Source organism: Mesotoga sp. UBA5847 (genome assembly GCF_002432735.1).
Taxonomy (GTDB): domain Bacteria; phylum Thermotogota; class Thermotogae; order Petrotogales; family Kosmotogaceae; genus Mesotoga.
On the sequence record NZ_DJGL01000014.1, the window covers coordinates 18,893 to 41,733 of the forward strand.

At 46.5% G+C, this 22,841-nt stretch carries 26 protein-coding genes; 13 read left to right on the forward strand and 13 right to left on the reverse strand.

All coding sequences use genetic code 11. The features are described 5' to 3' along the window. Genes B3K91_RS01370 through B3K91_RS01395 form a run of 6 tightly spaced genes read right to left on the reverse strand, consistent with a single transcriptional unit; the run spans window position 1 to window position 5,587 of the window. Window positions 1–630, reverse strand: coding sequence for an IMPACT family protein (locus B3K91_RS01370; protein ID WP_102819362.1), 630 nt, complete (start codon window positions 628–630; stop codon window positions 1–3). Continuing rightward, entirely contained in the window at window positions 630–1,487 is an 858-nt protein-coding gene (gene hflC / locus B3K91_RS01375; protein WP_292591977.1) for a protease modulator HflC, read from the reverse strand. Before hflC ends, B3K91_RS01370 begins: the two co-directional genes overlap by 1 nt. Then, entirely contained in the window at window positions 1,487–2,464 is a 978-nt protein-coding gene (gene hflK / locus B3K91_RS01380) for an FtsH protease activity modulator HflK (RefSeq protein ID WP_099828533.1), read from the reverse strand. Before hflK ends, hflC begins: the two co-directional genes overlap by 1 nt. After that, window positions 2,464–3,381, reverse strand: a complete 918-nt coding sequence (murB, locus tag B3K91_RS01385) for a UDP-N-acetylmuramate dehydrogenase (protein WP_103134017.1) — start codon at window positions 3,379–3,381, stop codon at window positions 2,464–2,466. Before murB ends, hflK begins: the two co-directional genes overlap by 1 nt. Then, complete coding sequence (locus B3K91_RS01390; protein WP_102819358.1) at window positions 3,363–3,980, reverse strand: HEAT repeat domain-containing protein; 618 nt, start codon at window positions 3,978–3,980, stop codon at window positions 3,363–3,365. Before B3K91_RS01390 ends, murB begins: the two co-directional genes overlap by 19 nt. A gap of 17 nt (window positions 3,981–3,997) precedes the next feature. Continuing rightward, a complete protein-coding gene (locus tag B3K91_RS01395) occupies window positions 3,998–5,587 on the reverse strand; it encodes a DNA repair protein RecN (RefSeq protein WP_292591979.1) in 1,590 nt (529 codons plus the stop codon). A gap of 186 nt (window positions 5,588–5,773) precedes the next feature. On the opposite strand from B3K91_RS01395, the gene rpmH reads away from it, so the two are divergent. From rpmH to B3K91_RS01430, 7 genes are read left to right on the forward strand one after another with little or no spacing between them, the layout of a single operon-like run. Beyond that, on the forward strand, window positions 5,774–5,908 hold the full coding sequence (gene rpmH / locus B3K91_RS01400; RefSeq protein WP_102819356.1) for a 50S ribosomal protein L34: 135 nt from the start codon (window positions 5,774–5,776) through the stop codon (window positions 5,906–5,908). Next, window positions 5,905–6,333 carry a ribonuclease P protein component gene (gene rnpA, locus B3K91_RS01405; protein ID WP_292591980.1) on the forward strand — a complete coding sequence of 143 codons (429 nt, stop codon included), beginning with the start codon at window positions 5,905–5,907 and terminating at the stop codon, window positions 6,331–6,333. The genes rpmH and rnpA overlap by 4 nt, the downstream gene beginning before the upstream one ends. After that, window positions 6,278–6,520, forward strand: a complete 243-nt coding sequence (gene yidD / locus B3K91_RS01410) for a membrane protein insertion efficiency factor YidD (RefSeq protein ID WP_292589354.1) — start codon at window positions 6,278–6,280, stop codon at window positions 6,518–6,520. The genes rnpA and yidD overlap by 56 nt, the downstream gene beginning before the upstream one ends. Further along, on the forward strand, window positions 6,517–7,863 hold the full coding sequence (gene yidC / locus B3K91_RS01415; protein ID WP_292589351.1) for a YidC/Oxa1 family membrane protein insertase: 1,347 nt from the start codon (window positions 6,517–6,519) through the stop codon (window positions 7,861–7,863). Before yidD ends, yidC begins: the two co-directional genes overlap by 4 nt. Window positions 7,864–7,895: 32 nt before the next feature. Next, window positions 7,896–8,603, forward strand: coding sequence for an RNA-binding cell elongation regulator Jag/EloR (jag, locus tag B3K91_RS01420; RefSeq protein WP_214060932.1), 708 nt, complete (start codon window positions 7,896–7,898; stop codon window positions 8,601–8,603). Next, window positions 8,569–8,931 (forward strand): cupin domain-containing protein, encoded by a 363-nt coding sequence (locus B3K91_RS01425; protein ID WP_292591982.1) that lies wholly within the window; start codon window positions 8,569–8,571, stop codon window positions 8,929–8,931. Before jag ends, B3K91_RS01425 begins: the two co-directional genes overlap by 35 nt. 47 nt (window positions 8,932–8,978) lie before the next feature. Continuing rightward, window positions 8,979–9,212: an FmdB family zinc ribbon protein gene (locus tag B3K91_RS01430; protein ID WP_214060930.1), complete on the forward strand. Its 234-nt coding sequence runs from the start codon at window positions 8,979–8,981 to the stop codon at window positions 9,210–9,212. Here B3K91_RS01430 and tsaD read toward each other — a convergent pair whose 3' ends face one another. Both tsaD and clpX read right to left on the reverse strand, forming a co-directional pair. Beyond that, complete coding sequence (gene tsaD, locus B3K91_RS01435) at window positions 9,213–10,205, reverse strand: tRNA (adenosine(37)-N6)-threonylcarbamoyltransferase complex transferase subunit TsaD (RefSeq protein WP_292589346.1); 993 nt, start codon at window positions 10,203–10,205, stop codon at window positions 9,213–9,215. Next, window positions 10,205–11,416: an ATP-dependent Clp protease ATP-binding subunit ClpX gene (gene clpX / locus B3K91_RS01440; RefSeq protein WP_292589344.1), complete on the reverse strand. Its 1,212-nt coding sequence runs from the start codon at window positions 11,414–11,416 to the stop codon at window positions 10,205–10,207. Before clpX ends, tsaD begins: the two co-directional genes overlap by 1 nt. An 82-nt stretch (window positions 11,417–11,498) precedes the next feature. Between clpX and B3K91_RS01445 the strand changes: the two genes are divergently transcribed. From B3K91_RS01445 to B3K91_RS01455, 3 genes are read left to right on the forward strand one after another with little or no spacing between them, the layout of a single operon-like run. After that, window positions 11,499–13,139, forward strand: a complete 1,641-nt coding sequence (locus B3K91_RS01445) for a radical SAM protein (protein ID WP_292591983.1) — start codon at window positions 11,499–11,501, stop codon at window positions 13,137–13,139. Next, window positions 13,136–14,131 (forward strand): asparaginase, encoded by a 996-nt coding sequence (locus B3K91_RS01450; RefSeq protein WP_103134008.1) that lies wholly within the window; start codon window positions 13,136–13,138, stop codon window positions 14,129–14,131. The genes B3K91_RS01445 and B3K91_RS01450 overlap by 4 nt, the downstream gene beginning before the upstream one ends. Before the next feature lies 1 nt (window position 14,132). After that, the gene (locus B3K91_RS01455; RefSeq protein WP_292591984.1) at window positions 14,133–15,587 is read left to right on the forward strand and encodes an AI-2E family transporter; all 1,455 of its coding nucleotides are present in this window, start codon (window positions 14,133–14,135) and stop codon (window positions 15,585–15,587) included. 41 nt (window positions 15,588–15,628) lie between these two features. On the opposite strand, the gene queA is transcribed toward B3K91_RS01455, so the two are convergent. Together queA and B3K91_RS01465 are read right to left on the reverse strand one after the other, a co-directional pair. Beyond that, a complete protein-coding gene (gene queA / locus B3K91_RS01460; protein ID WP_292593878.1) occupies window positions 15,629–16,639 on the reverse strand; it encodes a tRNA preQ1(34) S-adenosylmethionine ribosyltransferase-isomerase QueA in 1,011 nt (336 codons plus the stop codon). Continuing rightward, window positions 16,620–17,672, reverse strand: coding sequence for a ribonuclease (locus tag B3K91_RS01465; RefSeq protein WP_292591987.1), 1,053 nt, complete (start codon window positions 17,670–17,672; stop codon window positions 16,620–16,622). The genes queA and B3K91_RS01465 overlap by 20 nt, the downstream gene beginning before the upstream one ends. Window positions 17,673–17,734: 62 nt before the next feature. Here B3K91_RS01465 and rpmE point away from each other — a divergent pair, with 62 nt between their 5' ends. From rpmE to glgP, 3 genes are all read left to right on the forward strand, one after another. After that, window positions 17,735–17,944 (forward strand): 50S ribosomal protein L31, encoded by a 210-nt coding sequence (gene rpmE, locus B3K91_RS01470; protein ID WP_099829009.1) that lies wholly within the window; start codon window positions 17,735–17,737, stop codon window positions 17,942–17,944. 50 nt (window positions 17,945–17,994) lie between these two features. Further along, window positions 17,995–18,363 (forward strand): S1 RNA-binding domain-containing protein, encoded by a 369-nt coding sequence (locus B3K91_RS01475; RefSeq protein ID WP_214059798.1) that lies wholly within the window; start codon window positions 17,995–17,997, stop codon window positions 18,361–18,363. 155 nt (window positions 18,364–18,518) lie between these two features. After that, the gene (gene glgP, locus B3K91_RS01480; protein WP_292591988.1) at window positions 18,519–21,086 is read left to right on the forward strand and encodes an alpha-glucan family phosphorylase; all 2,568 of its coding nucleotides are present in this window, start codon (window positions 18,519–18,521) and stop codon (window positions 21,084–21,086) included. A 28-nt stretch (window positions 21,087–21,114) separates the two neighbouring features. Here glgP and B3K91_RS01485 read toward each other — a convergent pair whose 3' ends face one another. The 3 genes from B3K91_RS01485 to pduL are packed head-to-tail and all read right to left on the reverse strand — an operon-like array spanning window position 21,115 to window position 22,839. Next, the gene (locus B3K91_RS01485; RefSeq protein ID WP_099829006.1) at window positions 21,115–21,444 is read right to left on the reverse strand and encodes a hypothetical protein; all 330 of its coding nucleotides are present in this window, start codon (window positions 21,442–21,444) and stop codon (window positions 21,115–21,117) included. A gap of 7 nt (window positions 21,445–21,451) precedes the next feature. Continuing rightward, window positions 21,452–22,246: a DUF72 domain-containing protein gene (locus B3K91_RS01490; protein WP_292591989.1), complete on the reverse strand. Its 795-nt coding sequence runs from the start codon at window positions 22,244–22,246 to the stop codon at window positions 21,452–21,454. Further along, complete coding sequence (pduL, locus tag B3K91_RS01495; protein WP_292589325.1) at window positions 22,246–22,839, reverse strand: phosphate propanoyltransferase; 594 nt, start codon at window positions 22,837–22,839, stop codon at window positions 22,246–22,248. The genes B3K91_RS01490 and pduL overlap by 1 nt, the downstream gene beginning before the upstream one ends. Window positions 22,840–22,841 lie beyond the last annotated feature (2 nt).

Consider the following 22,841-nt stretch of genomic DNA (forward strand, 5'->3'; position numbering starts at 1 on the left):
TCATTCCACCGGGCTCACAAAACTCAACTCTTCTCCCATCTCGAAGAGAATCCTTCTCTCTTCGAAGAAGTAGCCGACCCTATCGATATTCTCTTTTCTGACCGCAAGCGTTGAAATAACCCTATCAGAGTAGTCTACATTTCGAACGGAGAAGTCTCTTCCTTCCACGAACAATCTGCTGAAGTCGTTCCACTGACTGTAGCTCATCTCGGCAGCTAGCTCAACTCCCGGGCAAAACAGAGCTGGCTTTCCTGACCTCAAGGCCTTCAGGGCCGTTTCACCATAGGCGTCTATCAGTCCTCGTATTCCCAGCTTAACTCCTCCGAAGTACCTTATGACTGCCACTGCAACATCGGTCAACTCGAGTCGACAGATCGATCCAAGTATTGGCTGCCCTGCAGAACCGTGAGGCTCTCCACCGTCGGAGTAATTAGCCACTTCCCTTCCTGGAAGCGAAATACGATACGCCCAGCAACAGTGGTCGGCACCTGCGTGATCCTGCGAGACAGCCTTTATTAGTGACTTTGCTTCATCCTCGTTCTCACACCTCTTACTGAAGCCGATGAACTTTGACTTCTTGATGTTTATCTCACTGCTTCCGGTTTCGAGAAGTGATTTCGTACAATCCATTACTCTCCTCTTGAAAACTTATCTATGAAATCCATAGCAGGTCCGAGAATGTAATTGGCATCGGCAAGTGTCTTTTCGTAGACTTCCAGCCTCTTCATGAACTCGTAGAATTCCGGATCTCTGTTGTATGCATCTGCATAAATGGTGAGAGCTTGAGCGTCTCCCATCCCAGTTATGATATCTGCTTCCTTCTGTGCAGTCGCCATCATTATCTGCGCTTCTTTGTCGGCCTCCGCCCTAAGCTTCTGAGCCTCTCTATTCCCTTCGGCTCTAATCAATGAAGCTTCCTGCATTCTCTCGGACTTCATTCTTTCGAAGACAGCATTTCTGTTTTCGTCGGGCAAGTCGGCCCTCTTAACACGTACAGATATTATCTCGATCCCAAAGTCCTTCATGTCATTTGCGGCAAGTTTGGTTATCTCGTCGAGAACATCGGTTCTTTGGCCGGAGATAATGTCATCGTAATCAAGTTTCCCAAAAGTATTTCTTACGTGAGAGTACACAATGTCGTCTATCCGTGTGAGTGCGATCTGTTCTGACTTCATTGTCTCTACGAAACTCCTGGGATCTACTATCCTCCATAGCGCGAAGGTGTCTGTAAGAATCGTCTTTTTATCCCTAGAGTAGATCCTCTCAGCATCAACATCGTAGATCTGAATTCGCTTGTCGAACTTCCTTACAGAGTCGATGAACGGAGTCTTGGTGTAAAGACCGGCCTCGGTAACTGACTCGCGTATTTCGCCAAATCGAAGGACCACGGCCTGTTCAGTCTCGTCAAGTATGAAGAAGAAGCTAGGCAGCATAACTGCCGCAACTATTACCACAATAGCAATCGGAATGATGAATTTGTACTTCATTATCTCTCGCTCCCTTCAAGATCAAGGAGTTTAAGAACGCTGCTCTGGTCAAGAACAACGGTCTTACTGGCCTCTCCAAGTACTTTAGCAAGCGTTTCCAGATACATCCTGGTTCGAGTAACCTCCGCAGCCTTTTCGTACTCCTGGAGAATCGCAAGGAATCTATCCGCTTCTCCTTCTGCATTGAGAATCCTCTCCTGTGCGTAGCCTTCCGCGACTCTAGTCAATTGAGCCGCCTCTCCTTCTGCCTTGGGAATGAGGTCGTTCTTGTATTTCTCGGCCTCATATATGAGTTTCTCTTTGTCCTGCTTGGCACTGTTCACATCGTCGAATGCGGCGATAACCTGTTTTGGAGGCGCCACCTCTTGCAGGAACACGTTTTTCACCAATATGCCTGTACCGAGCCTCTCAAGTTCGGCCTGGACTCTCTCTGCGGTCCGAATTGAGATTGTGTCTCTCTCGGTTGTGAGAATTGAGTCTATAGTGCTGGAAGCAACTTCCTCCCTAAGCACCGACTCTGTTGTGAACTTCACGATGTCGCCATCATCCACGATATTGAAGGCGAGTTTTGCCGGATCCCCAACATAATACTGGATAACCATTTCCACCGAGACGATATTTCCATCTCCGGTGAGCATGAGAGACTCATTTGCCAGGGTCTGGTAAGTACCTGTTCTAACGGTTCTAAAACCGATTTCCTGCTTTCTCAAATTCGAAGTATCTACAACGACTACGCTCTCAAACGGAAATGGCAGATGGTATCCAAGTCCTGGACCGACGGTATTTGTATACTTTCCGAATCTCTTGATCAGTCCGACCTGATCGGGCCCAACCAGGAAAAACCCGCTCAAGAAATACACGGCAACGATTGCGACAATAACCAGCAGCACAAAAAGCCCGGACCATAAAAAGCTCTTCTTAGGGCCTCCACCGCCTGTGAAATTATCTTCAGGTTCCTCAATTTTTACGTCAACCATTATCCAACCTCCTTCCAGATTTCTATCTCTGTTCCAAGATCGACGCCTGCAGCCTCTCTTACTTTTCGCTTGATCACTTCAATTAAACTCAAAACGTCTTCCTGGCTGGCGTCTCCTTTATTGACTATAAACCCTGCGTGCTTTTCCGATACTTCAGCGTCCCCGACCCTAAAACCCTTCAAACCTAACTTTTCGATGAAGGAACCTACATAGAAGTCAGGCCTCGGTCTCATAAAAACGCTCCCTGCACTGGGATACTGAAGCGGCTGCTTCTCAAGCCTTTTCGCCAGGATCTCAGACATCCTTCTACTGATTTCAAGCTTCTCTCCTCTTCTAAGAGCGAACTCGGCTCCGAGGATGATTTTGTTGCTGGATCTGAAAATACTGCTTCTGTAAGAAAAACCAGCGGCCTTCCCGTCGATTTCTCTTGCCCTGTTGCTTTCATCCAGATAAGTCACTCTGGCAACGCGATTCCCGAGTTCGCCACCGAAGGCACCCGCGTTCATGAGAATCGCCCCCCCGACAGAACCGGGCAGTCCAGTGAGAAATTCAAGGCCAGTCAACCCCTCAGATAAACAGTGCCAGATTAGAGTATTGACACTGGTCCCGGCCTGAACGAAGACCCTCTCTCCTTCGGACTTCATCAAGTTCAGATTCTTGGTCGAGACTACAACTCCTTCAAAGCGGGCGGGACAGATGATATTTGAACCTCCTCCGATGATTCTGAATTCAATCGCCTCAGATTTCAGAAAGCTCACGATTTCCGCAAGCGACTCAACGGAATACGGCTGAACAAAGACTCTTGCAGGACCTCCTACCCTGATCGTCGTATGCCACTTCAGAGGCTCATTAAGCCTTACATCCGCCCCCAAAGAATAGAGGATATCAAAACAGTCTGTCAGTTCTCTTTTTGCCATTGATAAAGCCTTTCAGTGATCTCCCTACCATTGTGAAGGCTTTGGAGATAGTTCTTCAATTCATACCTCCTTGAGAGAATTGAGTGAACTGCTTCAAGAATGAAGGCCTTCGTAGACTTGTCGGTCGTCTCTCTCCCATACAACTCAGCAAGCGCCTTGACAGCCATTGAGGAATTAGTGCTGCTTAGAGCCATTATGACTTGGTCTCGGAGTTCCGAGTCATTGTTCTCACTAAGCATCAAAGAGAGAAGACCCACTACCTTCTCTCCTTCACCCAGGCGCGCAAGAGCCTCGTAGATAACGACTTGAGACCTCTCGTCACTGAAATCTTTCAGCATCTCATAAAGGTTTGTAACGGTTCTCCTGTCACCTATTTCACCTGCGAGGTCCGCAAGGTACAGCCTGGAGACGGGGTCGATATTCGTTATTCGCATCTTCTCTATGAGAAGCGGAACAACTGCCTCTCCCATCTGCAAGAGCGCATCAAAGCAAATGTGCGCAGTTTCGCTGTCTTCATTGACCAGAAGGTCAAGAAGAGCAGGAATCGCCTCCGTTCCCTTTTCTTCAACTATCCTGTTTATTAGCTCTTCTCTATTCACTAGACGCACCTCATTTCTCAATCTGGAATCTGGCCGCTCATTTCCTCGATCTCTCTTTCTTTAGAGCAGCCATGAAGCTCTTCTATACTCGAAATGGTGTTGGAACCGAACTGCTCTTTTCTGACGACAAAGTGCTTGTCTGCATTCTGAGCAATTTGGGGAAGATGGGTTATAACTATAGTCTGTATCTCCTGCGAGATCTCTCGCAGTTTGTCCGCCACTACCGCTCCCAGCCTCTGCCCAACACCAGAGTCAACCTCGTCAAACACAATCGTTCTAAGATCCAGCTGCTCTCTCAAAGCAGACTCAAGCGCCAGTAAGAACCTTGAGAGTTCCCCTCCGGAGGCCACCTTACCTATCTCCATAAATTTCATTCCGGGATTTGTCTTCACAATCATCGTCACTCTGGAAGTACCGTAGTTTCTCGGTATCTCTTCCTGGCGCAAATGAAACTTCAGTTCTGCACCTTTCATCCTAAGGCTTTCAAGATGAACTCTTATTTGCTCTTCTATCTCCCTGGCCCTGGCCAATCTCTTTTGGTCGAGAATCTCTCCGGTCTTCTTCAATTTGTCAAGCAGATCCTCTTCACGCCTCTTCAGCCTCTCTTTTCTCTCCTCAAGCTCTTGCAGAGACCTCAACTCTTCTTTGAACGTCTCGAGCTTAGAGAGTATTGCATCTGCAGAATCACCGTATTTTCTCTTCAGCCCCTGGATTAAGGTCATTCTGTTCTCAATCGATGTAAACTCTTCATCGTCGATGTCAAGGGAACCTCTCTCCTCTTCGACCTTCGAGTACAGGGAGTCGAGCTCTTCTAGTGCAACTTGGAGATTTTCTCGCCACTCACCATATCCAAAGCTTTCAATTCTCTCGACTATAGTAACTGCATCGTTAAGCGAGTTATAAACAGACAAATCGCCGTCCTTAAGAAGCTCTCGCAGCTCATGAAACGTATCTAAGAGGGCTTGAGCGTTTCTATATCTTGTATACTTCATCTCTACGATTTCATCCTCGCCCGGCTGCAGTCCCGCCTCTTCTATCTCGCTAATCTGGAAACTCAAGAAGTCCTTCTCTCTCTCTATGTGAGCAGGGTCTACACTGAACGATTCGAACTCGCGCTTGACCTTCAAAAACTCTCCATATAGCTCTCTGTAATTTGTAAGGCTCTCTTCGCCTTTCAGCGCATGATCCAAAATTTCGTGGTGCTTAGACTCGTCTAGAAGACTAACACTGCTGTGCTGAGAGTGAACCTCTACCCTGTCGCTGAAGGCAGTCTGAACAATCTGCCTTGGCACCATCCTCCCGTTTATCCTGTAAATCGTCCGTTGCCCAGTGAAACTTACCGTTACAAGGAGGTGATCTTCTTGAATCTCGATTCCCGTTTCTCTCAGTTTCGAGCTCAAAGAATCGTCGACCACAAAGTTTCCTTCAATACTTCCGGCATTAACGTTATCCCATTGGGGAGGGAATCCTAACACTGTCAAGAGCGCCTTAAGAAAGATAGTCTTCCCTGCTCCGGATTCACCGGTTATTGCGTTCATTCCTTCAGAGAATTCAACGTAGAACTCCCTGAATGTAAGAAAATCCCTTCCTGCCAGCGATAGCAGCATATTTTCCTCCAACTTAGTGTATAGTCCAAGTGGAACTCATACATCAATCTATTATACTATCGATCAACAGTACCTTCAGTGACTCTGCTTTCGGTCCGGCAAGACACCGGCATATCGGCGCCTTGACAGTCCCTGCCACACTCCGTATAATGTTCACTGTGACGAATTCACTGGAGGTTGTTTATAATGAAAAGAACATATCAACCATCAAGAGTTAAGAGGAACAGAACACATGGTTTTCTTGTTAGATCCCGAACGGTTGGCGGCCGAAAAGTGCTGGCAAGTAGACGAAGAAAGGGAAGAAAGAGACTGTCTGTGTGAATCTGAAGGATCAGTCCCTTAGTAAAACAGAAAGACTAAGAAGAAAGGCAGACTTCGACAGAGTCTTCAAAAAGGGAAAGTCAATTGTTGACCCTTTTTTTGTTGTATTGTATGTTAAGAATAGTCTGCCTTTTTCTCGTATTGGAGTATCGATAAAACGGAAATTCGGCAAGGCGCACGTGAGAAACCGACTCAGAAGATTGGTGAAAGAGGTTTACAGGACTAATAAATCAGTCTTGCCCGCGGGGTATGATATACTTTTCATTGCTAGAAAGGATTTATCTGACCTGTTTAAAGAGAGAGAAGTTGGGTACTTTGGCATTATGCTCGTTATCAAACGAATCGCTGAGAAAATTGGAGAAACGTCCGATGAAAAAGATACTACTGTTTCTAATAGATTTCTACAGAAGAAAGATCTCACCTAGAACCCGCCCAAGATGCAGGTTTTGTCCCACGTGTTCAACATACACATATGAAGCTATAGAGAGATTTGGAGCTTTCAAGGGGCTCGTTCTCGGAACATGGAGAATACTCCGATGCAATCCCTTCAATCCAGGGGGCTTCGATGAAGTACCAGATCACTTCACGCTACTGAGGAGGCACGGAAAATGAGAAGAGCGATACTTCTTACTTTGATCTTCATGACACTTTGCACGCTCTCTGTATCGAGCAAAGAACTAGTTACTCAGGAAGGAACCAGTACACTCATAGTCTCAGGCAAAACGCTCAAGGTTACCCTCGACACAGTGAGAGGGTTGATTCTTGGAGTTACGAGTTATGCCGATAACAAAACAGTCGAGTTCTATGTCTACAACGAAAGTCTTGGCAAAGACGGCTTTAACGTATTCGATGCTGAAGGAAACGAGCTTCTTCCAACTTCATTTTCATACAGGGAGGATATCGACGGAAACATAGTTGTGACATTTAATTACGAGCAGGGCAGTAAGTCTTTCATTATTCTCAACAGTCCTTACTATGATTTCAAAGTTCAGTTCGATTTCAACCAGAGAGTAGAGGTCGCTTTGCCGTTCATATCTTACCAAAATCAAACGTTGGGACCCGATTCCTCTTACTATATGACATATGACAAGTTCAGCGGCCAGAAGACGCTGTTTGCAGTAGCGTCGAACCAGGGGACATTTAAGTTCCAGAGATACGAGCTTGAAAGTGGAAGAGGGGTTCTGGAATCTTTTGCAGGCCCAATGAGATTAATACATATTAAGCAGGCCCTTCCAGAACACTACGACGCAATAGTCAAAGATCTCCAAGACTTTGGCGGGGTGACCATTTTCTCATGGATCTACCATGGGATAGTCTACTTCCTCTTCTGGCTTTACCAGTGGTCTGGGAACTTCGGATGGGCGCTGATTATCTTCACTATAGTAACGCGATTCATCCTCTATCCCCTTTATCATATTCAGACGAAGTCAATGCTGATGATGAGGATGCTGCAACCGGATGTTGATAGAATAAAAAAGAAGTACAAGGACCCGAGAAAGCAGCAGGAAGCAATGATGGCACTCTACAAGGAAAAGGGATACAATCCCGCTTCCGGCTGTCTCCCGATACTTCTTCAGTTACCCGTGCTGATTCTTCTCTACAACGCGATTCGGTACTTCAGTGAAGCGATGGCATATTCTCCGGGTTTCTTGATCTGGAAGGATCTATCCGTTGGCAACTTTGTCATGAACATTCCCTTCATAATCATCACGGTCGTTGTGGGAATATATAGTTCGTTGCTGACCGCTCAAGATGCGCGATCTGCAAGATCCGGAGTAATTATGCAGATCATTTTCCCGATTCTATTTGCAACGTTCCCATCAGGGTTGTTGCTGTACTGGACAACCCAGAGTGTGCTACAGCTAATGATTAGCTGGGTTGTTTACAGACGTCACGGAATAAAGGGGCTGACTTTGAGGCAGATGCTCAGTCTGCCAGAAAAACCTGCGAAGTAGACAGAGATGAGCTCAGGAGGTGTTAGTTCGAGATGAAACCAATTGAATACAGAGCCGAGACCGTTGAAGAGGCGATAAGGCTGTCTCAGGCTGATCTCGGTGCCTACGAAGACGAAATGGAAGTTACTATCAAGGAGAAAGGCTCAAAGGGTTTTCTAGGAATTTTCGGATCAAAGGAATCGGTAATAGAAGTCTCTCTTCTTGACAAACACTGGGAAAGGAAACTTCACGACTTCCTTAAGGGAATACTCAAAAGCTTTGACGAAGAGACTTTTTCCGAAGTGAAGCTCGTCGGAAGAACTTACAGAGTTCGAATAGAAGGCGAAGAAGTGGCAAGGCTCATTGGAAAACACGGAAAGACAGTGGCCGCATTGCAGCATATTATGAATATCTATGCAAACAGGATGGCTCCTACCAAAGTTAATGTAACTGTCGACATAGGGGACTACAGACTTGAAAGGAAGAGACTGGTTGAAGAAATCGCTCACAGGACAGCAAAGTCGGCTCTTTCCAAGAGAAGCAAGATCATAATGGAGCCAATGTTAGCCTTTGAGCGCAGACTCGTTCACGAAGTTATCTCGCAGTATGAAGAGCTCAAGAGTTATTCCGTAGGATTCGAGCCATACAGGAAAGTTGTTGTCGAATACAGCGAGAGAAAACACTCTTACGATAGAAAATCTGATCCAAAGAGGAGGCGCTACGAAAGTGTCAGACCGAATTCTGATAGGCAAAGCGCATGAAGTTGAACCACAGCTGTTCGACAATGAAAGTGCAAGGAAGGTCTCCAAGAGAGTATTGATAGGAAAGGCTAAAGGCGCCGAAAACTTCGTCATGAGGTTGTTCACCGTTGGAGAAGGAGGTCATAGTCCTCATCACAGTCATTTGTGGGAACATGAAGTCTTCATTGTCTCGGGTGAAGCGACAGTTGTTACGAATCAGGGCGAGGTCCAGGCATCTGCCGGGAGCTACGTCTTCGTTCCTTCAGGAGTGAAGCATCAGTTCAAGAACACAGGAAAGGAAAATCTCGAATTCATCTGTGTGATTCCATCTTCGGCAGATGAGGAATAGAATAGATACAGTTGATAAATAGAATTTGATGCGAAGGAGGGACCGACATGCCGTTTTACAGATATAAGTGTGAAGACTGTGGAGAAGAAACCGAAGCCTTCCAGAAAATGTCCGATGAACCCCTTACGGTTTGCCCAGCATGCGGGGGCAATCTGAAGAAACTGGTGAACAGCGTGGGAGTTGTTTTTAAGGGTGGAGGCTACTACAGCACAGATTCAAAGAAGTCTCCGACTGTTGATAGCAGCAAGAAGCCTTCAACTTCTACTAGCAAATCAGAATAATTAAAAGACATCTAAGCTTAGGTAAGGCACTGCGTTTGTTGAAAGAGGGGAGAACAATCCCCTCTTAGCTTTTTCATATGCAACCATCGCGATCATTGCCGCGTTATCCGTGCATAGATTAACAGGTGGGAAGAAAGCTCTTATCTTCGACTCTTCCGACAGATCATTCGCTCTCTCTCTCAAGCGAGAATTCGATGCAACCCCACCGGCAAAGGCGACTTCTTTCAGACCCTTACTCTCGGCTGCGTGGAATGTCTTCGTAACCAACGAATCGACTATAGCTTCCTGAGCAGATGCCGCGACATCATAAGCCGAGGCCGACGGGTTCTTCTTCAAGAAGTACAGGACTGAAGTTTTGATGCCACTGAATGAAAAGTCGAAATTACCCTTCTCTTGAAGCGGCCTTGGAAAGTGATATTTGACTTCTCCTTTCTGTGCTGCCTCCTGTATTGCAGGACCGCCCGGATAACCCAGCCCAAGCAGCCGCGCAATCTTATCAAGGGCCTCACCTGCGGCATCGTCTCTTGTCCTTCCTACAAGCTCAATTCTATTCCAGTCTTCAAGCACAAGAATTTCGGTGTGACCTCCCGATACCAAAAGCACCATGAAGGGCGGTCTCAGTTGAGGGTACTCCAGGAAATTCGCATAGACATGACCAAACAAGTGATTCACACCGATGAACTTTTTGTTCATTGCAAGGGCCATCCCTTTTGCAAAAGACAACCCGACCAGCAGAGATCCCACAAGCCCGGGACCCATGGTCGAGGCGAAGACATCTATTTCTTCCAAACTCAAATTCGCCTCATCGAGTGAAGCGGAGACAATCTTGTCAACTATTTCTAGATGCTTTCTTGCTGCGATTTCCGGCACAACCCCGCCGAATTTCCTGTGAACATCTATCTGAGAAGAGACTACAGAAGAGAGAAGATGGCCATCTTCAATGATGGCCACCGCTGTTTCATCACACGAACTTTCAAGAGCAAGAACCTTCATCAGGCAGATTCTCTAGAGATTATCTCCGGAGAAGAGTTATGGACTATGACGTCTTCATTAATGACAACCTTCTCCACGTTGTTCATTGTTGGAATATCATACATTATATCAAGCATTACCTGCTCCATCACGCTCTTAAGAGCTCTGGCGCCAGTCCCTCTCTTCATAGCTCTTTCAGCGATCGCAGACAATGCACCTTCGGAGAATTCCAGCTCGACACCATCAAGCCCCAGCAGTTTCTGGTATTGCTTAATGATAGCGTTTCTCGGCTCGCTCATTATCCTCTTCAGATCCTCAACATCGAGATCATTCAAAGCGGCCAATACGGGGAACCTACCCACAAACTCAGGAATCAAGCCGTATTGAATCAAGTCATCGGGAACGACCTGCTGGAGAACCTCACCAAGCCTAAGTTGATTCTTCCCCTTGACTTTTGCCCCGAACCCCATGGAGGAGTCTAGAACCCTTTGCTTAATTATGCTGTCTAGACCGTCGAAAGCACCACCTACAATAAACAGAATGTTGCTCGTATCTACTTTTATGAATTCCTGGTAAGGATGCTTTCTTCCGCCTTGCGGCGGAACATTCGCAACGGTCCCTTCGACGATTTTCAATAGAGCCTGCTGTACTCCCTCACCAGAAACATCTCTAGTTATCGATGGATTGGGAGATTTTCTTGCTATCTTGTCGATCTCGTCTATGTATATTATCCCGAGTTGTGCCTTCTCCACATCATAGTTCGAAGACTGGAGCAGCCTTAGGACTATGTTTTCAACATCTTCTCCAACGTATCCAGCTTCGGTAAGAGGTGTCGCATCTGCAATCGCAAACGGCACATTGAGAATACGTGCAAGGATCCTTGCTATGAGGGTTTTTCCCGAGCCAGTCGGGCCAACTAGCATAATGTTCGACTTCTCAATCTCGACATCATCTACATCATTGAAGACTCTCTTGTAATGGTTGTAAACGGAGACTGAGATTGTCTTCTTCGCGTTCTCCTGGCCTATCACATAGCGATCCAACTCCTTCTTGACATCTGCAGGAGTTGGGAGCTTCTTACCGGGCGCCTTTCTTGCTTTCTGATCCTGCTGAATTATGTCATGAAATAGTTCGACACATTCATTGCATATGTACCCTTCCGTTCCCGATATTAACTTTTTTACCTGCGGTTCTGATCTTCCACAGAACGAACAATATCTCTCAAACGGCAAAACTTTCCCTCCCATTAATCGGTGCTTTTATTATACACTGTAATAGGATAGCACGCACATAGCACGCACATGGAGGTAATTGATGAAGGCTCTCATTATAGACGGATACACCGATGAACCGGCGGCCTTCGGAGTACCGCCGTACATATCGCCAAGAATCAGGGCTTTGGCCGGCGCCTTTCTGCTTAAGAGATTTGAGACAGACTACCTTACTATAGATCAGGTAAGAAGTGGCAACCATTGGAACCGACCAAACGACTACGATTTTCTTCTAGTATATGGGGGGGTCACAACCTCAGGCAGGTACTTAGGAGGAACCCCGATATCCAGCTCCGAAATATCGAGACTTCTTGAAGCGAATAAGGACCCGGTGAAAATCGTCAGCGGTCCCTTAGTGTCTGTTGGCTATACTCTGAGAGGAGGTACAACCGCCTTTGCTCCTCGCTTTCTAGGAGCAGATCATCTCTTCAGGGACGAATTCGAGCTCGCTGAGCTGCTTGGCATAGATTACGACGGTTCGCGTTATTCGCTGCTGAACAAGCTGTACGAGGCCGGAGCGAATATTATCGTACTTCATCCCTCTTATCCAGATGTAATAGCTGAAATCGACATATCTTCAGGCTGTGAGAGAAGTGACGGCTATTGCTCTTTCTGCACTGAATCTATTCTCTACGGAGGTTTTGAGTGGAGAAACCTAAAGGGGATTATCTCGGAATTTGAAGCTCTGAGGAGGCTCGGCGTAAAGGCAATTAGGTTCGGAAGGAGTGCAAACGTGATCGCGTACGGTTACTACAAGAATAGCGACAAACTCGATACACGTTTAATTGAAGAACTTTTCAGATCAGCCAGACACATACTGGAACCCGAAGTGCTTCACATTGACAACGGAAATCCGATTTTCATTGCCAACCATCCCGTCGAATCGAGATCCGTGCTTGAATCGATAGTCAGGTATAATTCCGCAGGAGACACGATTTCTTTCGGCGTGGAGAGCTTCGACAACGAAGTTCGGGAGAGGAATAACCTCGGAGGAAGCGTTGAAGACATAATGTTCGCTATTGATCTGGTCAATGAAGTAGGTGGTACAAGAGTTGATGGTGTCCCGAAACTGCTTCCGGGTATCAACTTGCTTTATGGTCTTCCAGGACATAGCAGAAACAGTTACGAAGTGGACTACGAAAACCTGGTCTGCATAAGAGACAAGGGGCTACTTGTACGAAGAATAAATATAAGGCAGGTAATGGTCTTTCAGGGGGCAGCGATTGCCAAGATGAAGAGGCCGAAAATCGATCATAGATTGTTCGAAAATCACAAACGGCGTATAAGAGAATCAGTAGACACTTCGATGCTAAGGGCAGTCTTCCCTGTTGGAGCGGTTATACGAGGCGTCCTTCCGGAATACAGCGATGGAATGGTTCACTTTGGCAGACCTCTGGGTACTTATCCTATTCTGGTCGGTACTCCTCTAAGCTTTAAAGAGAAGACCGACTTTGTCGTTATTGACCACGGCATGAGATCTGTAACCGGCCTTCCCGTTGGAACTGAACTGAATGAGCTCGGTGAGAGAGAGCTCCAATATCTGCCCGGAATAGGAAAAGATAGGGCAAGATCGCTAGTTATGAAGAGGCCCAAGACGGTAGAAGAACTGGTAGAGATTGTGGGACCCGAAACGCACAAGACACTATCGTTGGTTAGGACAAAACTAGGAGGAAAGCAAATATGAAGCAGAGAGTCGTTTTAGTTACTACAGGCGGCACTATCGCTATGGTAACCGACCCTGTTACAAGGGCTTCGATTCCGGCTCAGGGGTTAAACAAACACGTGGCCAATGTCGAGGGGCTTAAAGAAGTAGCTCTTGTTGAGCACCATGAGTTTTCAAACATCCCAAGCCCTTATATCAACCCGGAGACCATGTGGAACCTCTCTAAGAGGGTGCAGGGGCTCTTAGACAGGGAGGAAGTTTGCGGAGTAGTCATTACTCACGGAACGGACACTCTCGAGGAGACGGCCTACTTCCTCGATCTAACAATAAGGAGCGAGAAACCCGTGATTTGCACAGCAGCAATGAGGAACATCGACGAAATGGGAACCGATGGTCCAAGAAATGTGCTCTCATCTGTCAGAGTTGCTGTCAATCCGCTCGCAGTTGGAATGGGAACCATGGTCTGCCTGAACGACGAAATCCACGCAGCCAGAGAGGTAACAAAGACCTACACCAGCAACGTTGCGACCTTTGACTCTCCTGGCCATGGCCCGCTTGGAATAGTTGACGAAGATTCAGTTATCTTTTTCAGAAAGCCTTTGCTCAGAGCGGTTTTTAACGTTGATAAGATTGAACCGAAAGTCGCCCTTGTCAAGACCTTCACTGGCGATGACGGCTCGATCCTCAGAATTCTGCCCGAGCTGGGCTTCAGAGGATTGGTTCTTGAGACATTTGGGAGAGGCAACGTACCCGTTGAAGTCTATCACGTAGTAAAATACCTAATAAGAGCGAAAGAGTTTCCTGTTATCATTACTTCAAGGTGTTTCAAGGGAAGGGTTCTTGGAGTTTATGGATATGTCGGTGGAGGAAAGAGTCTGGCCGATTTAGGCGCGATCTTTGCTCAGGAGTTGTCCTCAATAAAAGCAAGAATCAAACTGATAGTTATAATGGGGATCACAAGTGAAATGGCGGAAATCGAGAGACTCTTTAAACTCCCTTTGAAGGGGGCATGACGTGGGACGTGAAGTACTGAAGAAACCTCGTTTTCAAGCAGCGGTATTCACATTATTCTATCTTGCAATTTGCTTTGTGGTATTCTCGGTTTCACTAAGAACTGCCGTTATTCTCTTTGCGACTTTCACAGTTGTTCTTTTACTTGAACCCTGGACAAGGTTCGCACAAAAGTATTTTAGAATCAAGCGTTCAATCTCTTTGGGAATTGGACTGACTATTATGTTCGCAGGAATAACTCTTTTGATTGTCTTCCTGACGACTCCTGTCGCAAAGGAGGCCTCGAAATTCTACAATATTGTCAGAGATTTCTTCCCTTCCGTTCAGGAGGCTGAAATTACCTCTTTCGAAGTGAATGCGAACATCGACAGATTTCTTTCGGACGAAGACCTCCTCGCACAGCTTTCTCATGAAGAGATCGACTCGCTCGATCTACTGTCTAAAGATCTGAAGAACTATTTCGTTGACGTAATGAGGCCCATACCTGCAAACCCGGAGGGGTTGGAACAGGATCTCGCTCTGCTTGAGGAGACTCTCAAAGAGCGCAGTGACTATCTTGTGATTGTCAGCAGTAGCAAGTATAAGCAAGCTTCATTTGACGAGATTCATGGCATCGTGGCAAACTATCTGAATCCCGAAGTGGCCGAGTCGCTTTCTGCCATCGTAATGGAGAATGCAATGATAGTTCAGTCACAGGAACTGTGGAGAGATGTAGTGGAATACTTCATGCCGAAAAACATCGATCCGGCAAGACGTAGGGCAACTTATGAAAGCGTAAGGAATTTCCTCATTCAGGTGCAGAACAGCCTTATGAAATTCCTTCCGGGAGTACTGGAAAAGGTGCCCAGTTTCGTAACCACCACGGGGTTCGTTCTTTTCTTCACGATAGTGGGCGCGATCTACCTAAGCTACTACTTTCTGACAGTTAAGGAGTTCGCTCCAAAACTCTATCCGAAGAGGATTCGCGATATTGCTCTCAACTTCCTTTCAGACACGTACAAGAACCTTGAGAGGTACGTGATCTCGGTAGTTCTGATAGCATTGATTGTGGGGATCGTAGTCGGCATTGTGGTTCAGTCGATGGGATTGAAATACAGCCTCCTAATGGGGCTCTGGGCTGCTTTTACTAATCTCATACCCATAGTGGGAGTACCACTTGAAATTGTGCCCCTCGTTCTTCTAGCCGTATCCACACAGAATCTCGTTCTTGTCCTGATACTCCTTGTCGTTTTAGTAATAGTTCACGCGGCGGCCTTCATCCTTTTCCTGGTATTCATGAAGGGCTACAACAGAATCAATCCAGTAATAGTCATTTTGATGATTGTGGTGGCAGGACAGTTGCTCGGGCTTTTTGGCGCGATTGTTGCCGTTCCGTTTGGCATTATATTGAAGATGATGTGGATCCACTTCTTCTCACCGATGCTCGAAGAAGAGGAACAGGGTCAACTCGGCGAGTAAGAGATAGCTACGAACTGCGACTGTCATGATCTACCCGAAGCTCACATAATAAAACATGCATCTCCAAAGGAGAAGAATCTGTATTTCATAGAGATAGCTTGTTTATAAGCAGAGAAAATCAATTCTCTCCCTGCAAAAGCAGAAACGAGCATAAGGAGAGTCGATTTTGGGAGATGAAAGTTTGTGACAAGCGAGTCGATTATCCGGAATCTGTAAGGTGGAAAGATGAATATATCCGTCTGGCCGCTGTCTCCCACGAGTTTCCCGTGTCGTGTCGCAATGCTTTCAAGAGTTCTAACTGTTGTGGTACCCACAGCGACAATTCTCCTGCATTCTGCTCTCGCGTCATTTATCCTCTTTGCCGTTTCCGATGATACCGTGAAGTACTCGCTATGCATTTTGTGCTCATTCAAGACCTCTGATTTCACCGGCCTGAATGTTCCTATTCCAACGTGAAGCGTGATGTACTCAATAGCGACTCCTCTGCTCTCAATGGATCCGAGAAGCTCATCCGTGAAGTGAAGCCCTGCGGTAGGGGCAGCGACTGAGCCCTCCCTCTGCGAATACACAGTCTGATAAGACTCGGGATTATCCGGATACTTGTGAATATACGGAGGAATCGCAAGGAGACCGGCCTCTTTTATCTCTTCATCGGCAGCTCCATGGAAGTCAAGGACTCTGCTAGAGTCTTCACAGTGTTCTACGACCTTACAAGAGATGCTTCTGAAGATAAGCTCATTTCCCAGCTTGATCTTGGAACCAGGTCTCACTATCGCTTTCCAGAGGCCTGAGCCCAGTTTTTCTATCAAGAGGGCTTCCACACTGGCACCTGTTTCCTTTCTACCTATTAGTCTCGCCGGGACGACCCGACTGTTGTTTAACACCAGAACATCACCCGGACGAAGGAGCTCAGTGATTTCTGAGAAGACTCTGTGTTCAAATAGGCCTGTCTCCCTGTTGATCACCAGTAGTCGAGAGCTGTCTCTCGGATCAGCAGGTTCCTGAGCAATCAATTCTTGTGGAAGATCGTAATCAAAGTCTGAGACTTTCATCTATGTCCTCCGGCCGCACTATCTTTATATCATCAACCAAATGATCCAGGAATCTGTCGTAGGTGACAACCACTGAGTTGTTCTCTCTCGCGAGGAAGATTATCCTATCATCAGCAGGTGAATAGGTCTCGACTTGTGGCAACGAGAGCAGTTTGTTAAGGCTTTCCTGCTGGAAACCGCCGAGAGTATACCTGATGTTGGCATCAAAGACGATCCTGTAAGGGAACAAGGCGATTCTACAAAACGACATTCTAAGGAAGAGGTCATCGATTCTGTTAAGATCGGCATGATCGCTCTTCGAGAATACTATATTGCTTCCATCTACAACTACCGATCTTGCGTGACTAGATAAGAGGACCGTTTTCACATACGGATGCGTGAACTTTAGATTCGCCAGTCCTCTCCTCTCCTGCCTGGACAGATTGGAAATCGCCCCTCTCAACAGCTCGAGTTCAGTGATGTTAGTATACACCGCTTGGCCAACTCTGTAAGCAAGATCGGGTTTCTGGGCTAAATCGTCTCTCTCGTACAGTAGCGCCGCCTCAAGCATGACGAAGTTCTGGATTCCATGTCTGCCGATTGACTTACAGAAGGAAAGCCATTCTTTATAGTCGTCTACCGATTTGATTTCCTTTATGATAGGGCCGGTAACGGGCGGGTTATTTCTGGGATCGATCAAGAAAAGCAAATGACCGATACTGGCCAGAGAAGCTTCCGACAGAGACGAAACATAATCGACCCTTTCTTCAGGTGATTTGTCTCGTTCTCTAAGGATGTCTATTGAAAACTCCATCTCTTCATAAGAGAGAGAGCTCAGATCGGGAATCCGTTTTCTTACCTTTGCGATTGCTGCACTACTCACAGGGTTCTTCTTAAGGTGACTGGACAGTCTTTCGATGTGTTCCTTTCTTTTGCTATAATAAGTATAGAAGCCCTGAGAAGAGGCCGACTGTTTGAGTCTACCCAAAACATCTGTAATCATCACTATTCTCCATTCTACGACAGCTTTCAGCCATAAGTAAGTCTTTGACACGCTTTCCTCTCTATGATATAATGAGTTTTGTGCAAATTACAACATGAAGAGGTGAAGCCCCGATGAAAAAAGAAATGCACCCTGAGATGAAGCTGATTACCGTAAAGTGTACCTGTGGCGCAGAACACAAATTCTTCTCGACAAAGGACAACATAAAGATTGACCTTTGTTCCAGCTGCCACCCCTTCTTCCGTGGAGATGCATCTTCAATGATTCTCGACACTGAAGGAAGAGTACAGAAGTTCAGAAACAAATACGGAGACAATTACTGAGTCAGCGTTCTGCGCTCTCTCAAGTATATAGTCAATTGGAGGTTAGTCATGTGAGTGTGAAAGTGGGTACCGTTGTTGAGGGAAGTGTAACTTCTGTCAAGAAATTCGGAGCGTACGTAAATCTTGAAGGCGGTGAGGAAGGGTTCATTCATATTTCCAAAGTGGCAAGAGAGTACGTGAAGAACATTGAAGACTATCTCAAAGTCGGTCAGAAAGTGGAAGCAAAGGTTCTTGGGACAACGAAGGACGGAAAGTGGGAGCTGTCAATCAAGGATCTCAAGGGCAAGGGTTCAGAAGAAGGAACGACAAGTCAGGACTTCGAAAAGAAATTGGCCAAGTTCATGAGAGATAGCGGCGAGAAGATATCTGCCTTTAAGAGAAGACTCGACAAGAAAAGAGGTATCCGTAAAAGGCCATAATGCAGAATAGTCCAAGAGATATAAAAAGGGAGCGGTGCTCCCTTTTTTGTTTGGCATACCGACCAGTAACAATGTGCAAGAGCACAATACAAGAGCAAGATCGTTCCTAACAAGGTATAATTGGACATAACACCAGAATTTAGGAGGGTATATTGATGTACTTCCTCGAAAGGGTTATGGCGGTACCGAGACTGCCAGAAAAACTGAATAGACTCGAAGAGATTGCGAGAAACCTTTGGTGGAGCTGGAATTACCCTGCTCAGCAAATGTTCAGATACATGGATCCTGAGATGTGGTATCAGGAGAAGAGAAGTCCGGTCCGTTTGCTTCGTAGGGTCAGCCAGAACAGACTTTATGAACTCTCTGAAGACAAAGACTTCGCGGAAATGTACGAAAGCGTAGTAAGGCAATTCGATGAGTATATTGCTGGGAAGGACACCTGGCTTGAAAGGGCCCATGGTGAGCGAAAGAATCAGTGTATAGCGTACTTCTGTGCGGAGTATGGCTTTCATGAATCCTTTCCAATCTATTCGGGCGGCCTTGGAATCCTAGCCGGTGATCATCTTAAGACAGCAAGCGATCTAGGACTTAACTTCGTCGCAGTCGGCCTTCTGTACAGGAATGGATACTTCGAGCAGATGATAGATGAATCTGGATGGCAGCAGAATATGTATCATTCCTATGAGTTTGAAGACTTCCCGGTAATTCCTGCGCTGGATGCTTCCGGTGATGAAGTGTTCGTGAATGTTGATTTTCCCGGAAGAAAAATATGGGCTAAGATATGGAAGGCAGCCATAGGCAGAACGTCGCTTTATCTTCTCGACACCGATATCCCTCAGAACGAGCCCGATGATAGAAAGATCACGGCTACTCTGTATGGTGGAGATCGCGAGATGAGAATAAAGCAGGAAATACTGTTAGGCATCGGTGGAGTTAGAGCCCTAAGAATGCTCGGATACTCTCCAAAAGTCTGGCATATGAATGAGGGTCACGCTGCCTTTTTGTCGGTCGAAAGAATAAGAGAGCTCGTTCAGAAAGACTCAATGGATTTCTCGACGGCTTCTATGATTGTCAAGACGAGCAGTGTCTTCACAACTCACACACCGGTCCCTGCAGGCAATGATACGTTCAGTCTCGACATGATTGACAAGTACTTCCGGGACTTCTGGAGCAAAATGAAGGCCGAAAGAGACGAATTCATGGATCTAGGGATCGAAAAGGTTCCAGGCGGGGGCCAACAATTCAGCATGACCGTTCTAGCGTTGAGATTGTCTGCGCTCGCCAATGGCGTAAGCAAGCTACACGGAAGAGTGAGCAGAAACCTGTGGAACCACATATATCCGGATTTGCCCGCAGTTGAGGTTCCAATAACCCACGTGACGAACGGTGTCCATATCTGGACGTGGCTCAATCCTAACCTCGTCGAGTTGCTCGACAAGTACCTGCCTAAAGGCTGGCACGAAAAGGTATACGACCCAGAGGTGTGGGAAGGGGTCGATAGCATTCCCGAAAAAGAGATTTGGGAGCTTCACATGTCCCTCAAGTCAAGGGCAAGAGGATTTCTTCAGGGCAGGCTTAAGAAACAGAGAATGAGACTCGGAGAGACGATAGAAGATCTTCTGGAAGTAGAGGAAGCCCTTCCCGAAAATGTGCTCACAGTTGGTTTTGCCAGGAGATTTGCTACATACAAGCGCGCAACTCTTATCTTTAAGGACATCAACAGATTGAAATCAATAATCACTAACTCTGAAAGACCTGTCCAGTTTGTCTTTGCCGGAAAGGCCCATCCTGCAGACGATCCCGGCAAGGAGCTTATAAGAAAGCTTTATGAGATTTCCAGAACCCCCGAGTTCAAGAGTAGAGTAATCATCGTCGAGAACTACGATATGAATATCGCAAGGCATCTTGTCAGCGGGGTTGACATTTGGCTCAATACACCGAGGAGACCGCACGAAGCCAGCGGAACGAGCGGTGAGAAGGCAGGCATGAACGGCGTTTTGAATTTCAGCGTACTCGATGGCTGGTGGGTTGAAGGCTTCAATGGGGAAAACGGCTGGGCCATAGGAGACAACAGAGACTACAAGGACCATGAGCTCCAGGACAGAATAGACTCGGTCTCGATATATAGCACTCTGGAGAAGGAGATAATACCTCTCTATTACTCAAGAGACAAAGACGGTGTTGCAAGGCAATGGGCGAAAAGAATGAAGAACTCCATAAAGGAGATTGGGAGTAGATTCAATACTCACAGGATGATCATTGACTATGCGAACAATCTGTATTTCCCCGCTGCAGATCTTTCTGAAGAAGCTGAAAGAGATGGCTTCAAACTCGCCAAGAGCGCAGCCGTGTGGAAAGACAAGTTCAGTTCCAGCTGGAACGCCATAAGGATCAAACCTAACGTGCAGGGAGAATCCTCAGCCAAGTCAGTAAAGGTAGGTCAGGAGATATCTCTATCGGCAAATATCTATCTGGGTACACTCGATCCCTCTGAAGTTCTCGTCGAGATCTTCGTAGCAAAGATGAACGAAGAAGGAGAGCTGGACAGTTTCAGTCTGTACCCTATGAAGCTCGTTAAGGAAGACGTTCATGGAGAATACGTTTACGGAGGAAAGTTCACCGTATCCGAAGAGGGCGATCTGGCCTATACCGTAAGGGTAATTCCAAACCCTGACAAGTTGCCTGACAGATACTTCATACCTGCTGCGAAATGGATTGTATGAAAGAACCCGCCGCCTTTAGGGCGGGTTTTTAATTATTCATAGAGAAATCTGTCAAAGTTCTCTCGAACTCTCCAGAAGAAATTGCTCCCCATAGCAGCGACTTATACAGACCGGGAACGGTCATGATGGCTCTAAGTTCTTCATCAAGGAAGACTCTCTTCCTAGGGTCGTATTCACCGTCCAGAATGGTCTCTGTCGACTCTGAACCCGAAGAAATAATGCCGACAACCGCATTGTAGACTTCGGCAATCTCTGCTTCTCTTAGTCCCAGCTTTTGGAGCTGTTCGTAAATCTCGTGGCTTTCATTTCCCTCAGCTATCATCCTCAAAACAACATTTATATAATCAGGAAACGTCATCGTCTATTCAGGCACCTCCTAGCATTTCTCTCAATTGAATAGCGTTATGAATTGCCCTACCCATGTAGCAGTTGTTAAAGAACACATAGACGGGCATATCACGTTTATGAAATTGTAGCACATCGAGGGCAAAACTTCTCAGATCAACTTCCGAATAATCGTAGTTGTATCTTTCGCTTCCGCTACTTCTGAACCAGTTCGAGTTTCTGCCATGGAACCTGAAATAAGCACCTTTGGCACCGGCGCTGGGGATATAAGGAAACAACTCGCCGATAGATGGTTCATCGACCGTGACGGGTACTCCTCCAATCCTCTCCAGAGCTTCAAAAGTGGCCTTGTTCGCCCAACTATCGTGTCTGAACTCGAAAGCGAGAAGATTACTCTCTGGATCGAAAGAGTCGGCAACCTCTTCAAGATACATCACGTTTCCTTCATTGAATTTGAAAGACCACGGGAACTGAAAGAGAGTCGGACCCAATTTGCCCTCTTCTCTCATGGGAAGCAAAGCACTAAAGAACTCACTTGAGACTTCCCTTAGGCCCCTTGAATCACCCTTCCATAATTCATGAGTCACCCGGCCAGGCGCCTTCACAGAAAAAGTCATCTCCCCTGGAATCTTCCGTAAAATGCCTGTTATAGTCTTCAGCGATGGCATCCTGTAGTATGTGAAATTCAGTTCAACAGAATTGAACTTCCAGACAGAGTGATAATACCTGAGCATCTGGGAAGAGCTTATTCCTTCGGGGTAAGCAGTTCCTACCCAGTCGGGAAATGAGTATCCGCTCGTTCCCAAATAGATCACTATAGCTCCTCGATTATGTATACAGGATCGTTGTTGTTTATTATTGCAGCGTTGGCCTCATCAACATCGACATGGAATTCAAGCGCATAGCTGGAATGTACTCTGACTAGAACATCGTCGAAGATTACCCTTCTAGTCCCTTCACCTTCCGCGTAAACCATAACGATATCCTTGTCTTTCACACCATAGACTTCTGCATCCTCAGGAGTCATGTGTATGTGTCTTTTTGCCAGCATCACTCCTGAGTTCAGTACAACCGTTCCCTTTGGTCCTACAATCGTGAGACCGGCAGTCCCGGCATGGTCGCCAGAATCCTTTATCGGGGGTTTGATCCCCAGAGAGAAGGCATCGGTTCTGGATACTTCTATTTGTGTTGCCTTTCTTGCAGGCCCCAGTACCCTCACTCCTGTTATTGCTCCCTTCGGACCGACAAGGATCACTTTTTCGTCACATGCAAACTGTCCGGGTTGACCCAGATCCTTTATTGGAGTGAGCTGATGACCACTTCCAAAGAGTCTACCGATGTCTTCCTCACTCAGGTGCAAATGCCGATTCGAAACTCCAGATTTAATCGCAGGTTGCTTAAGCTTCACAA